Here is a 12,874-nt window from a genome sequence, read left to right on the forward strand (position 1 = left end):
TCAACTACATCTATAAGACCAAAAAGAAACAAATTAGTTACATCTTAAAATTGAGTTTAACAAAATTTTAAGAGTTAAACTAGAAGCATAAAAAAAATCCAGCAAAAGCTGGATTTTTAATTCGTATTCGGTTTGTAAAGAAATTACATTCAACTCCTTTAAAATATTATTTAAAACAGAAATCAATAATTATTGATTCCCTAAAATAATTGGCATTCCAGATTTTCCAGAACCAATAACAATTACTTTACTATTTGTAGATTTTGACAATTCTACAGTAGCCTGAATTCCTTTTTCTTGTAAAATTTTATCAGTTAAAGAAGCACTTAAAATTTTATTTGCCACTGCTTTTCCTTCTGCATCAATTTTTTGTCTTTTAGCTTCTTTCTCTGCTTTTGCAATTCTAAACTCGTATTCTAAAGACTCTTGTTCTTGTTTTAGCTTTGTTTCAATGGCAGTTCTAATAGTTGTTGGTAATTTTACATCTTCTACCAAAACTCTTGTTACTAATAAATATTGATCTTTTAAAACAATTTTAATTTCATCTAAAATTTCTTGCTCAATTACATCTCTTTTACTAGAATATAATTGCTCTGGTGTGTATCTACCTACAACACTCCTTGCTGCTGCATTAATTGCAGGATCTAACAACTCACGCTCATAATCTTCTCCTTTAGTTTTAATTAATTTACCTAAATTAGAAAATTCTGGTTCGTACCAAATAGTTCCGTTTACTTTAACCTCTAATCCGTTTACAGAAAGTACATTCATTTCATCAGAAATAGATTGCTGACGTACTTTTCTTACAATCATTCTATTCCAAGGAGCTACAATATGAAACCCTTCACTATATGTTTTTTCTGTATTTATACCGTCTCCTAAAGCCTCAAAAATAACACCTCCTTCTCCAGGACCAATGGTTATTGTAGATTTAGAAAAGACAATTATTGCTATTACTGCTAATATGATAAAAAAAACGCCTCCCTTAGGAAACTTAATATCAACTTGATTACTCGCCATTTATTTTTATTTTTAAATTCTTTCAAATTTACAATATAACTTCATCAAAAACAATGTATATCAATACAATCTTCCTTAGAGGTTTTTGGAAATAGTCTTACAAATTTTACTAAAATTAAAATAAAAAAACAACTATTCTAATCGATCTTTTACATATTCAATTTCTGTTTTTCCATGTTTTTTAGGATGCCCGTTTTCATCCAAAGAAACCATCACTATTTTCTCTACTTCAATAATTGTTTTTCGTGTTAACTTATTTCTAACACTACAAGTTAATGTAATTGAGGTATTTCCAAATTTTATAACATCAATACCTATTTCAATAATATCTCCTTGTCTTGCAGAACTTACAAAATCTATTTCAGACATATATTTTGTAACTGTTCTTGTATTTTCTAATTGTATAATAGCATAAATTGCAACTTCTTCATCAATAAACTGCAATAATCTACCACCAAATAAAGTTCCATTTGGGTTTAAATCTTCTGGTTTTACCCATTTTCTTGTGTGAAATCTCATATAAAATTTTGTTTTTAAATTTTTCCGTAATATTTTCTAACAAACCACTCTACTGTAAACAAGGTAATTACAATAAATAAAACCCATTTCCAATCAATTAAACTTTGCTCTTTTATAATTGATTTTTGAGTAGTATAAAACGATTTATCTGCTAAAATTTCTTTTTTTAATTTGTCTACTTCATCTTTAAAATACAGCTTCCCTCCTGTTTTATCGGCTAATTTTAAGAGCTTAGTTGAATTTGCATTGGTAAATTGTTCTTCTATTTGATTTTCTGTTACCTTAAACTTACCATGTTTCTTTATTTGCTGCCCAATTACCGATACCGTATAACTATAATCTCCAGGACCTAAATTCTCTATTTCTGTTTGATAAGAATTGTTCATTAACGAAAAAGGTACTTTTATTACTTTTTTAGTCCCCGTATTTGTAACTGAAATCTCTAAAGAAGCTCTTGCATCAAACTGATAGTTTTTATCCAAATAAAAGGCCGATATATCTATTACAGAAGCATCCGAATACAAGTTTTCTACAGCTACTTCTAATCGGTTTCTCTTTTTGGTAGAGGCTAAATATTGCACTAAGTTCCCTATAAACGTATCAAAATCTTGAAAAGAATTGGAGTTTAAAAAACTAGCGGCTCTCCACCTCCATAAGCCTTCCCCTAACAAAATAGCAGACTTTTGATTATTGATTTCTAAAGTTGCCAACAAAGGTTGTTTGGTTTGTAATCCGTTAATATTTTGAAATAATAAGGTTTGATGTTCTCTAGAGATTGAAACCTCTCCGAATTGATCTTTAAGTGGCGGAAATTGATTGAAACCAATATCCTTTTGCAAAAAAGTTAAAAAAGAATTACTAAATAATGCACCATAATTTTCTGTTTGACGAAGGGCATTTTTAGAGATCCCTAATTGGTTTTTATTGATGAAATTCCAATCTGAATTTGCTCCCGAAATTAAAAAATAGTTACTATTACTCGTTTTAATATCATTTATAATTTTATTAAACCTATTATTTGGTTGATACAATATAATTAACTGATAATCATTTATTTGATTTTTAAATTCATCAACTAAAAAAACAGACACAGATCGTTGTTTATTGCTTTCTATCGATTTTTTTAAAGCCCCTAAATCTGGATGTAGAACAGAAGTTAAAACCAACACTTTTGTTTGTTCGTTTATCACCTCTACAGAGAAACTTTTTGTATTATTTTTTGTGTTTTTCTCTCCTTCAATTTTATGAATAGAAGCTGTGTAATACTGCAGTCCTTCTTTAGTGGAGGTTAAATTTGTAGTGATGGTTTTAGAATTATTTGTTGCAGAAAATTGAACTTTTTTTGTAAAAATGGTTTTCCCTTTTTTAACTATCGAAAACTGAGAAGTAACGTTTTCCTTACCTTCATAATTTAACAATACCTCTACCGGAAACTTATTTTTGATGTAACTGTATTTATTAACATTTAACTGACTTATTTTTAAATCTTTGTACAAAACAGTATCCCCAAAAACCACTGGATATATTTTTTGCTTAGCATTGATAAATTCATAATCATTACCTACTGTTTGGTTTCCGTCTGATAACACTACAATTGGCGCAATTTTACCCTCATACAATTGATTTACTGTATTTATTGCTTTATAGACATTGGTATTACCATCTAAAAAAGAAAGACTATCTAAAAGGGTTATTTTGTTCCCAAAAGAAAAAGCCTCTACATTAAACTTCTCCACTATACTTTTATCCTTTTGCAGTGCCTCTAAAAATTTTTGTATGCTTTTATCTTCCTTAAAAAAAGAAATAGATTTAGAATTATCAACCAAAACAGCCAAAACAGGTTTTGTGTTTTCATTTTCTACATTCTTAATTGCCGGGTTTATCAACAACAATAGCAACAAAAAAAGACTTACTGTTTTTAAAACAAACAGCAACACATCTATTTTTGCTTTCTTTTTTTGCTTAAAAAAATACTGAAAATAAGCCACAAAAAGACTCCATAACAAGGCTAGAATACAGTAAATAACAGTTATAGTTTGCAATGATTTTTTATTTTATGGTGAAAGATATAAATAAGTATTGAAATACAAATACTAATTTTTTAGAGTCTTTCTATGAATTGTTCATTTTAGATTTATACCAAATATTTAAAATTAAACCACCAATTATTAAAGCAATTCCTAAGAAACTATACAAGGTATAGACTTCTCCAAATAAAAAGACCCCAAAAGTTGCTGTGTAAATAACTTCGAAATACTTAACAGGCGCTACAATGCTTGTAGATGCTGATTGGAATGCTTTGGTCATAAATACCTGCCCCACATAACCGAAAATACCCAATAACAACAAAAATAGCCATTCTTTTCCTTTAGGAGTTACCCAATTATTTATAGAAAGGATACCTCCTAAAACAGTAGCAAACAACATAAAGTAATTTACAATTACAATGTGATGCTCACTTTTTCCTATTTTATTGATAATAACATACACAAGACCACTTAATACAGACGCTAATAAAACGAGAATTAACCCCGTTGTATTTATCTGATGATCAAATCCTTTTAAAACAAAAACACCAACAAGAGAAATTAGAAAAAAGAACCATTGTAAAGCTTTAATTTTTTCTTTCAATAAAAACACTGCAAAAATAGCAGAAAAAATAGGTGCAATATATCGTATAGACACCGCAGTACCTATAGGTAAATATTTTACAGACATAAAAAAAAGCGCCATAGAAAAAGTGCCTGCCAATGCTCTTAAGATTAGTAATTTATTATTTTTACCAATCATGGGTATTTTATTTTTCAATAAAAAACCAAAAGTAAAAAATAACGACCCTAAAGACCTAAAAAATACAATTTCGAAAGTTGGAACATTTTTTAAATATTTTACAGTAGAATTCATGCAAGCAAAAGCAAGCGTGCTTATCAACATGTATTTAATTGCTTTTTTTACATTCAAAATTAAGAGCTATTTATTTATAACGATACCAAAAACATTACGCAAATACTTAAAACAAAGCATTATTCTATTCTAAAAATTATCCAACTTTTTTTATTGCCAATGAGCCAATAAATAAAAAACTTAAAAAGGGTAATAAAATATAACTTACAAAACTATAACTACCAAAAACAGAAAAACAATAACTAAATAAACTGGGTGCTAAGGCACTTGCAACCACTATAAAACTCATTACTTTACCGGTTATAGACCCTAAATAACTTCTTCCAAAATACCATGGCCAAGTAACTGCATTTACAACTGCAAAAAGTCCACTATAAACTCCTAAGCCAATAATTAAAAGATAAATACCTATTGTAGTGTCTAAAATTAAAAGTCCAACAGCAGCAAAAAAACCACTAAAAATCATTACAAAAAGATAAATTTTATGCTGAATGTAATCGCTTAGAATATTCGCTAACGTAGAAACCGAAATAGCAATTAAAGAAATGGGTAAAAAAACAGCTATAGCATCTGTTTTTTCATAACCTTGTGTTTTAAAAATTGAAACTACATGAAAGGTAAACCCAGTACTAAAAAAACTATTAAAAGCTAGCGCTAAACCAAACATCCAAAAGGCTCTTGTTTTTTTAGCTTCTTTTAAGGTGAAATTTATTTCAGAACTTTTAATTTTCTTCTTACTTTTCTTTTTAGAAATAAATCCATCAGGAATTAAACCAAAATCTTCTGGTTTATTTCTATAAAACTGAAGGATTAAAATACTAAAAATAAATAAACAAACCGCTAATATTTGCCAACTTACCTCCCATCCATTTTTATCAATTAAATAATTAAACAAAATTGGCGAACTAGAAAAACCTAATGAAACAGCAATACTACTAATAGAATTTACTTTACCTCGGTTTTTATCAAACCACATCATTACCATATTTCTAGAAGACATGGTTAATACTCCTTGTCCGCAAAAACGGACTAAAAAGAACAAAAAACTTAGCAACAAAAAAGGAATTAACCAAGATTTTAAGTTTAAAAATAATTTTAAGTGATTACTAATGCCTTCTGAATAAGAAAAAAGAACTAGTGCGACTCCTAAAAAAAAAGCAGCAAAAAAAGCTACAAATCTTGCCCCAAACTTATCAAACAACCTTCCTGCCTTTGTTACAAAAAAAGCACTGACTAAAGTACCTATTAAATAAGCGTTGCTAAATTGGTTTCTTGTTAAGCCCAAAGCATCTTTTACAGGATCCGTAAACACAGAAACCCCAACAGTCTGTCCTGGAATACTAAATAAAATACCAATACTACCTATAATTAAAACTACATAACCGTAAAAAAAAGGCCATTTTTTAGGGTTGATAAAAGAAAATGAATTTATATTTTTCATCATCATTATTTTAAGGTTTTATTCTTTCTTCTTCGATTACTTTTACAATCCTTTTACGAGAAGTAATAAAATAAACACCTGTTAGCAACACCATAGATGCTATTATTGATTGAAGAGTTAAAACTTCGTCTAAAAAAAACCACCCCATAAACAAGGCAATTACAGGGTTTACATATGCAGAAGTAGACACTTTTTCTGTTGCAACATTTTTTAGTAAAAAATTAAAGGCTGTAAAAGCAATAACTCCACCAAAGAGTATCAATACAAACATGGCAATTTGCACTTTAAAGCTCCAAGATAATGGCGAAACCCATTCTTCATTAAAACTTAAACTTGCTATAAACAAAATAGCACCTGCCACCAGCATTTGATAACCTGTACTTACTAAATGACTTTTTGGTAATTCTGCTTTTGAAACAAAAACACTACCATAACTCCAACTTAAAACACAAGTTAGTATCATAAAAACCCCTAACAAGCTTCCTTCTGAGGTTGTTAATTCTTTTTGACTGACCAATAAATACATTCCTAAAATACCTAAAACCACTCCAATCATCGATTTTTTTTGAAACGGTTTTTGATCTATCAACCTTAATAAAAATAAAACAAACAAAGGTTGTGTAGATGCTAATAAGGCACCAAAACCACTATCTACATACTTTAAAGCCCAAACAAAAACACCATTGCCGTATACCAAAAAGAAAAAAGAAGCAATGCTTGCATTTCTAAGCTGTATTTTAGAAATAGATAAATTATGTTTTAAAACAGCAGCCAAAGCAATCATTAAAACTCCTGCTGTAGAAAAACGAATACCTGCTAAAAAAAACGGAGACAATTCTGTTACTGCAATTTTATTAAAGACATATGTAGATCCCCAAATGACATAAATGGAGAAAAATGCTACTATTATTAGTAATTTTGAATTTTTCAAGTGATGGTAATTTCTAATCAAAGGTAGAAATAGAAAAGCTATAAATAAAATTACAGATTAACCTATTTTGCATTTATTTTAACTTGTTATTTCTATTCTAAAAAAAGAAACCCCACAAGCCTAAACTTGTGAGGTTTTGGTTAAAAAACCATTATCAAACTAACTATTTTTCTTCTGTAGCTTTATTGTTGATAAAATCAATATCTCGGGTATTTTTTTGTACCGTAATTGCACCAAATAAACTGAGTAAAAATGAAATTCCGTAAAACCCTTTTTCACTTAAAAGTAAATCGGCATTTCTAAGTCCGATAATTAATAATAAAAGCGATGCAATTACAATTACCCAACTTATGCTATAATAAATATCACTTACTTTTATATGCTCTGCTTTATCTCTAATTACTTTTTGTAGTGATATAACTGCATAAACTCCCATTAGAATAATGGCAAAATAATACCCTTTTTCATTCAACTCCATAGAAGCATTCCATAAACCAATACAATAAGACAAGAGTCCGATAATTAAAACTCCCCAAGAAGCACCTACATAAGCAGAGGTTGGTTTTTGGTTGGGTTCATTTTTAATTTTGTTCTTTTTACTTTCTTTTTTAGTTTCTTCATTAATAGAAGATGTTGTTTGATAATTCATAATATTTAGTTTAATAATTATGATACAAATTTGCAACAGTTTTACAGTTCTATAAACTCTATTTAAAACAATAACTGACGACTAAATTTAACAACAAACACACATATCAATTTAAATATTTATATTTACAACTATTTTACTGACGATATAATGATAAACTTAAAAGAAGTAATAAGCACTTTTACAGAGGAACAACAACAAGATTTTATCTTATACCTAGATAAAAAAAACAAAAGAAAAGATGCTAAAGACAGTCTCTTAGTAAAATTGATAGTGTCGGTTAATTTATCGTCTGCAGAACTGGCTCACATACTCTACGGCAAACAAAATAAGCCTGCATTACACGCTTTAAGAAAGCGTTTGTTTCAATCATTAATAGATTTTACGGCAAACATGAGTATGAAAGAAGAAAATTCTATCGATATAAAATTGATAAAATATATTCTTTCTGCTAGAAATTTTCTACAAAAAGGACAAATTAAAGTTGGGTATCAAATTTTAGATAAAACGATACTGATAGCCAACGAACACCAACTATTTTCTATTTTAAATGAAATTTATCATACTAAAATTCAGTTTTCTCATTTAAATAAAAGTTTAAATCTCGAGGGGTTAATTGCTGATTTTAAAGAAAATCAACAACAATTATTATTAGAAGATCATTTAAATATTGCTTATGCTCAGATAAGAAAATCGCTTGTAGATTATCAACAGAACAAATCTAATTTAGACATAAAACAACTTATAGAAAACATTTTACAAGAACATCAAATTACCATATCAGATTCTTTATCTTTTAAATCCCTCTATCAAATAGTTCAAATTACCAGCATTTCTTCTGCTCAAAAATTCGATTATTATAATATTGAACAATTTATCATTAACACCTATCAAGTAATTAAAAATCATACTTCTAAAAACAAACAACTTTTTTACCATATAGAGGTTTTGTATCTTATTGCAAACGTACTTTTTAGAAACAAAAAGTTTACTGAATCTTTACAATATTTAGATTTGATGTTATTGAATATGAAAGAGAATAAGCAAAAATATTATTCTGATTTTGCCACGAAACATCATTTATTACTTGCCTTAAACCTTAATTACAGTAAAAATCAAGAAAAAGCAATTACCTTATTAGAACCTTATTTAAATAAGAAAAACCTTAATATGGTTGCGCAATTAGACATAGCACTTACGCTAATTGTTTTTTACTATCAACACAAATCATTAGAAAAAGCACAGAAATTATTTACGTCTTTTTACCATACAGATAAATGGTATATAGATAAAGCGGGTATTGTTTGGACGATTAAAAAGAACCTAATTGAAATTTTGCTACAAATAGATTTAGGAAATATAGATTTGGTAGAATCTCGACTAAAAAGTTTTAAAAGAAACTATTTTTCTAACTTATCAGAAATCAATCAAGAAAGAGTAATTACCTATTTAAAATTAGTAGAAATCTATTATAAAAACCCCAATATTGCCACATCCAAAGAATTTAAAGATAAAGTAGAAGCCTCTTTTAGTTGGATTGAAACCAAAAAAGAAGATATTTTTATGATGAGTTTCTTTGCTTGGTTAAAAGCAAAAATGACCAAACAAGATATTTATTTGGTCACTTTAGATTTGATTAACAATTAAGTTGAGTTTATTTTTTAATAATGAGCTGTTTTTACACCATATAAAACAACTTCAGAAGCCTTTGTATAATCATCATTCCATTTAAAATAATTACCAGTTTTAAAGTAGTTATCAAAATTATAACCATTACTTACGTAATCATATAAAAAGGTATATTCTTGCGCTATGTTTTTAGCTTCACAAACTAAAGCATATTCTAATTTACCATCTGCAATACGAAGTTTAATCGTAAATTTCTCATTATCTACTTTACCTATGGTTATTTTTTCGTCATATTTACTCGTCCAAACTCCATTTTCTGGCTTTACATAATACTCTATCACAATATCTCCTTTTTTCCACTGAACTTTTACAGTTGCAGGAGACCCCGATAAAGTTGTACTTTTTTTACCATGAATTTGCGCTACATACGTTTGCCCATTTCCTTCACAATAATTAACTTTTAAAGTAGATTCCATTTCATGTGTACCAGCATTCATATACCAATTATCATCAGTATCTTGTACACCTTTCCAATATTCTCTTAACTCTGTTCTACAATATTTACCATCACTTAAATCGGCTCCTCCAGAAGTAGTAAACCCCGTAAATCTTGTATAAAAAGTATAGCTGTCATCAGCATTTTTATAAAAATATTTTTTTTCTGTTGATGAAAGGCTTCCATTTATAATTTGATTAGCATAAATAGACGTTGCTTTTTTAGATCCATCGCCTTTATCAATTGGCACAGATAAGTACCAGTTTTTCCAAACAAAGTTCCCATCTTCCTGTACAACTACAACTTCATCTTCTTCTTCCGGTTCTGTTATTTTATCAACTACAGCATCATCTCCTTTTGTACAATTTGTAACAAAAAAAGCCGCTATAAACAAAAAAGTAGAAAATATAATTTTGGTTTTACTCATAATATTTAAGTTTACAATGTTCTAAAGATACTAAACTTATTTATGTCTTTTTTGTAATTCTGCTTCAATGTCTTTTAAGGTAAACCCTTTTGCTTGTAATAACATTAAATAGTGGAATAACAAATCTGCAGATTCATAGATAAATAATTCATCATTATTATCCATTGCTTCAATAACCGTTTCTACAGCTTCTTCACCTACTTTTTGAGCAACTTTATTAATTCCTTTAGCAAACAAACTTGCTACATAAGATTTTTTAGTGTCTTTATTAGCAACTCTTTCTGTAATTACATCTTCTAAAGTAGAAAAGAAACCATAGTTAGATTTGTTTACTTCATTCCAACAAGTATCCGAACCTTTATGACACGTTGGTCCGTTTGGGTTTACAGAAACCAATAGTGTATCATTATCGCAATCTAGTTTTATATCTACTAAATTCAATACATTTCCACTTTCCTCACCTTTTGTCCATAAACGTTTTTTAGTTCTAGAAAAGAAAGTTACTAATTTTGTTTCTTGGGTTTTAGCAAATGCTTCTTCATTCATATACCCCAACATTAACACATTTTTTGTGGTTGCATCTTGAATGATTGCGGGTACTAATCCGTCGTTGTTTTTATTAAAATCGATATTCATAATTTTTTATTTTTTGTCAGTTCGAGTGATTTCGATTTTTCATCGAAATTGTATCGAGAACTAATAATTACTTCTCGATACATTTTTTTCGTTCCTCAAAAATCATTCGAAGTGACATTACGTTATTTTTTAATAATAAGATTACTTCGTCATACTTTCTCGTAATGACATTTACAATCTCACTGGAATATTATTCTTTTTTAATTCTTTTTTTAACTCTAAAATAGGTATTTCACCAAAATGAAAAACACTTGCTGCTAAAGCGGCATCTGCTTTTCCTTCTGTAAAAGTATCTACAAAATGTTGCACATTACCTGCACCACCAGAAGCAATAATAGGAATATTTAATATTTCTGATAAATGTGCCAAAGCTTCATTTGCAAATCCTGCTTTTGTACCATCATGATTCATAGAAGTAAACAAAATTTCTCCGGCTCCACGCTCTTCTACTTCTTTTGCCCAATCAAAAAGTTTGATATCTGTAGGTATTGTTCCTCCTGCCAAATGCACAAACCATTCTCCGTCAATTTGTTTTGCATCAATAGCAACAACCACACATTGACTCCCGAATTTCTCTGCCAATTCATTAACTAAATCGGGTCTTTTTACTGCAGATGAATTGATAGAAACCTTATCTGCACCCCATTTTAACAACTCATTTACATTTTCTACAGATGATATTCCTCCACCAACTGTAAACGGAATATTTACTTGTTCTGCAATTTGATGTACCATTTCTATCATGGTTTTTCTACCTTCTAACGTTGCCGAAATATCTAAAAAAACCAATTCGTCTGCCCCTAAATCTGCATATTGTTTTGCTAAAACTACCGGGTCTCCTGCGTCTATTAAATTTACGAAATTAACCCCTTTTACAGTTCTTCCGTTTTTAATATCTAAACAAGGTATTATTCTTTTTGTTAACATTTTATTCTAATTCGTCATTGCGAGGCACGAAGCAATCTGTCAATTAATTAAGAGATTGCTTCGTTCCTCGCAATGACATTTATTTTGTTAATATAAATTGTTCTAATTGTTTTAAGCTAATTTTATTCTCATAAATCGCTTTTCCTATAATAACACCTTCACAACCATTTTCTGCTAATCTAGGAAGCTCATCAAAAGCAGAAATTCCTCCAGAAGCAATTAATTTTACGTTGTTTACTTCGGATAAAATCTGTTGATAGATATCAAAACTTGGTCCTTGTAACATGCCGTCTTTAGAAATGTCTGTACAGATAATATACTGAATTCCTTTTTGCTGATATCCAGCAATAAACGGAATCAATTCTAAGCTACTTTCTTCTTGCCAACCATTTGTTGCAATTTTTCCACCTGTTGTATCAGGATAAAAATCTGCTCCTAAAATAATTTTTTCTGAACCATATTTTTCAATCCAACTTTCAAAAATATCGCTATTTTTAACAGCAATACTTCCTCCAGTAATTTGATTTGCACCAGAATTAAAAGCAATTTCTAAATCTTTATCAGACTTTAATCCTCCACCAAAATCAATCTTTAAATTGGTTTTAGAAGCAATTTGTTCCAATACTTTATAGTTGATAATCTGACTCGCTTTTGCGCCATCTAAATCTACCACATGCAAATATTCGATACCTGCAGCTTCAAATTCTTTGGCAACTTCTAACGGATTTTCGTTATAAATCTTCTTGGTATTGTAATCGCCTTTTGTTAAACGAACACATTTTCCGTCAATAATATCTATGGCTGGTATTATTCTCATTGATTATTTATTTAAGGCAGTAACTTGAATTTCAATTTTCATTCTTGGATCAGACAATCCTGCTGCAAACATAGTCGCTGCGGGTCTAACTTCTCCTAAATACTTCTTTAAAACAGGCCAACACTGTTCAAACTCTGTAGCATCAGGTAAAATATAAGTGATGCGTACAATATTACTCATACTAGAACCTGCTTGCTCTAAAACACCTTCAATATTTTTTAAACATTGCTCTGTTTGGTTTACAACATCATCTGCAATCGTCATATCCTCATAATTGAAACCTGTAGTTCCAGAAACAAAAACCCAATCACCTTGCACTACAGCTCTAGAATATCCCATTTCTTTTTCGAATGAAGAACCTGAACTTATTAATTTTCTTGCCATAATTATTTTTTATTATTTACCCTAAATTTATTTTAGGGTCTTTTTGTTAGATGTTGTCACATCGAGTGATTTCGATTTTTTATCGAAATTGTAT

At 29.1% G+C, this 12,874-nt stretch carries 13 protein-coding genes; 1 reads left to right on the forward strand and 12 read right to left on the reverse strand.

Translation table 11 applies throughout. The annotated features are described in order from the left end of the window. Positions 1-189 precede the first annotated feature (189 nt). The 7 genes from WHD07_RS02600 to yiaA all read right to left on the reverse strand — a co-directional run bounded on the left by WHD07_RS02600 (position 190) and on the right by yiaA (position 7,464). Entirely contained in the window at positions 190-1,020 is an 831-nt protein-coding gene (locus tag WHD07_RS02600; protein ID WP_343329930.1) for a prohibitin family protein, read from the reverse strand. Between the two features lie 132 nt (positions 1,021-1,152). Further along, a complete protein-coding gene (locus WHD07_RS02605) occupies positions 1,153-1,539 on the reverse strand; it encodes an acyl-CoA thioesterase (protein ID WP_105048781.1) in 387 nt (128 codons plus the stop codon). Positions 1,540-1,553: 14 nt separating this feature from the next. After that, positions 1,554-3,581 carry a vWA domain-containing protein gene (locus tag WHD07_RS02610; RefSeq protein WP_343329931.1) on the reverse strand — a complete coding sequence of 676 codons (2,028 nt, stop codon included), beginning with the start codon at positions 3,579-3,581 and terminating at the stop codon, positions 1,554-1,556. 70 nt (positions 3,582-3,651) lie between these two features. Beyond that, positions 3,652-4,500 carry a DMT family transporter gene (locus tag WHD07_RS02615; RefSeq protein ID WP_343329932.1) on the reverse strand — a complete coding sequence of 283 codons (849 nt, stop codon included), beginning with the start codon at positions 4,498-4,500 and terminating at the stop codon, positions 3,652-3,654. Positions 4,501-4,579: 79 nt separating this feature from the next. Next, positions 4,580-5,884 (reverse strand): MFS transporter, encoded by a 1,305-nt coding sequence (locus WHD07_RS02620; RefSeq protein ID WP_343329933.1) that lies wholly within the window; start codon positions 5,882-5,884, stop codon positions 4,580-4,582. Between the two features lie 10 nt (positions 5,885-5,894). Beyond that, positions 5,895-6,815: an EamA family transporter gene (locus WHD07_RS02625; RefSeq protein WP_343329934.1), complete on the reverse strand. Its 921-nt coding sequence runs from the start codon at positions 6,813-6,815 to the stop codon at positions 5,895-5,897. 163 nt (positions 6,816-6,978) lie between these two features. Next, complete coding sequence (yiaA, locus tag WHD07_RS02630; RefSeq protein WP_343329935.1) at positions 6,979-7,464, reverse strand: inner membrane protein YiaA; 486 nt, start codon at positions 7,462-7,464, stop codon at positions 6,979-6,981. 150 nt (positions 7,465-7,614) lie between these two features. Between yiaA and WHD07_RS02635 the strand changes: the two genes are divergently transcribed. Continuing rightward, a complete protein-coding gene (locus WHD07_RS02635; protein WP_343329936.1) occupies positions 7,615-9,111 on the forward strand; it encodes a hypothetical protein in 1,497 nt (498 codons plus the stop codon). Positions 9,112-9,125: 14 nt separating this feature from the next. Here the strand turns inward: WHD07_RS02635 and WHD07_RS02640 are convergent, their stop codons facing one another. The 5 genes from WHD07_RS02640 to WHD07_RS02660 form a co-directional block, all read right to left on the reverse strand. After that, positions 9,126-10,016 (reverse strand): polysaccharide lyase family 7 protein, encoded by an 891-nt coding sequence (locus tag WHD07_RS02640; protein ID WP_343329937.1) that lies wholly within the window; start codon positions 10,014-10,016, stop codon positions 9,126-9,128. 36 nt (positions 10,017-10,052) lie between these two features. Beyond that, positions 10,053-10,652, reverse strand: a complete 600-nt coding sequence (gene hisIE, locus WHD07_RS02645; RefSeq protein ID WP_105048788.1) for a bifunctional phosphoribosyl-AMP cyclohydrolase/phosphoribosyl-ATP diphosphatase HisIE — start codon at positions 10,650-10,652, stop codon at positions 10,053-10,055. 171 nt (positions 10,653-10,823) lie between these two features. Further along, positions 10,824-11,579, reverse strand: a complete 756-nt coding sequence (gene hisF / locus WHD07_RS02650) for an imidazole glycerol phosphate synthase subunit HisF (RefSeq protein ID WP_343329938.1) — start codon at positions 11,577-11,579, stop codon at positions 10,824-10,826. A 79-nt stretch (positions 11,580-11,658) separates the two neighbouring features. After that, a complete protein-coding gene (gene hisA / locus WHD07_RS02655; RefSeq protein ID WP_343329939.1) occupies positions 11,659-12,396 on the reverse strand; it encodes a 1-(5-phosphoribosyl)-5-[(5-phosphoribosylamino)methylideneamino]imidazole-4-carboxamide isomerase in 738 nt (245 codons plus the stop codon). 3 nt (positions 12,397-12,399) lie between these two features. Beyond that, entirely contained in the window at positions 12,400-12,780 is a 381-nt protein-coding gene (locus WHD07_RS02660; protein WP_105048791.1) for a RidA family protein, read from the reverse strand. Positions 12,781-12,874: the final 94 nt, after the last annotated feature.

This window comes from Polaribacter staleyi (assembly GCF_038024045.1).
Taxonomy (GTDB): Bacteria; Bacteroidota; Bacteroidia; order Flavobacteriales; family Flavobacteriaceae; genus Polaribacter; species Polaribacter butkevichii.

Excerpts from the sequence above, each read along its gene's own strand:
- WHD07_RS02620 (WP_343329933.1), bottom strand. The coding sequence starts at position 5,884 with ATGAAAAATATAAATTCATTTTCTTTTATCAACCCTAAAAAATGGCCT.
- hisIE (WP_105048788.1), bottom strand. The coding sequence starts at position 10,652 with ATGAATATCGATTTTAATAAAAACAACGACGGATTAGTACCCGCAATC.
- WHD07_RS02660 (WP_105048791.1), bottom strand. The coding sequence starts at position 12,780 with ATGGCAAGAAAATTAATAAGTTCAGGTTCTTCATTCGAAAAAGAAATG.
- WHD07_RS02600 (WP_343329930.1), bottom strand. The coding sequence starts at position 1,020 with ATGGCGAGTAATCAAGTTGATATTAAGTTTCCTAAGGGAGGCGTTTTT.
- hisF (WP_343329938.1), bottom strand. The coding sequence starts at position 11,579 with ATGTTAACAAAAAGAATAATACCTTGTTTAGATATTAAAAACGGAAGA.
- WHD07_RS02640 (WP_343329937.1), bottom strand. The coding sequence starts at position 10,016 with ATGAGTAAAACCAAAATTATATTTTCTACTTTTTTGTTTATAGCGGCT.
- hisA (WP_343329939.1), bottom strand. The coding sequence starts at position 12,396 with ATGAGAATAATACCAGCCATAGATATTATTGACGGAAAATGTGTTCGT.
- WHD07_RS02635 (WP_343329936.1), top strand. The coding sequence starts at position 7,615 with ATGATAAACTTAAAAGAAGTAATAAGCACTTTTACAGAGGAACAACAA.
- yiaA (WP_343329935.1), bottom strand. The coding sequence starts at position 7,464 with ATGAATTATCAAACAACATCTTCTATTAATGAAGAAACTAAAAAAGAA.
- WHD07_RS02605 (WP_105048781.1), bottom strand. The coding sequence starts at position 1,539 with ATGAGATTTCACACAAGAAAATGGGTAAAACCAGAAGATTTAAACCCA.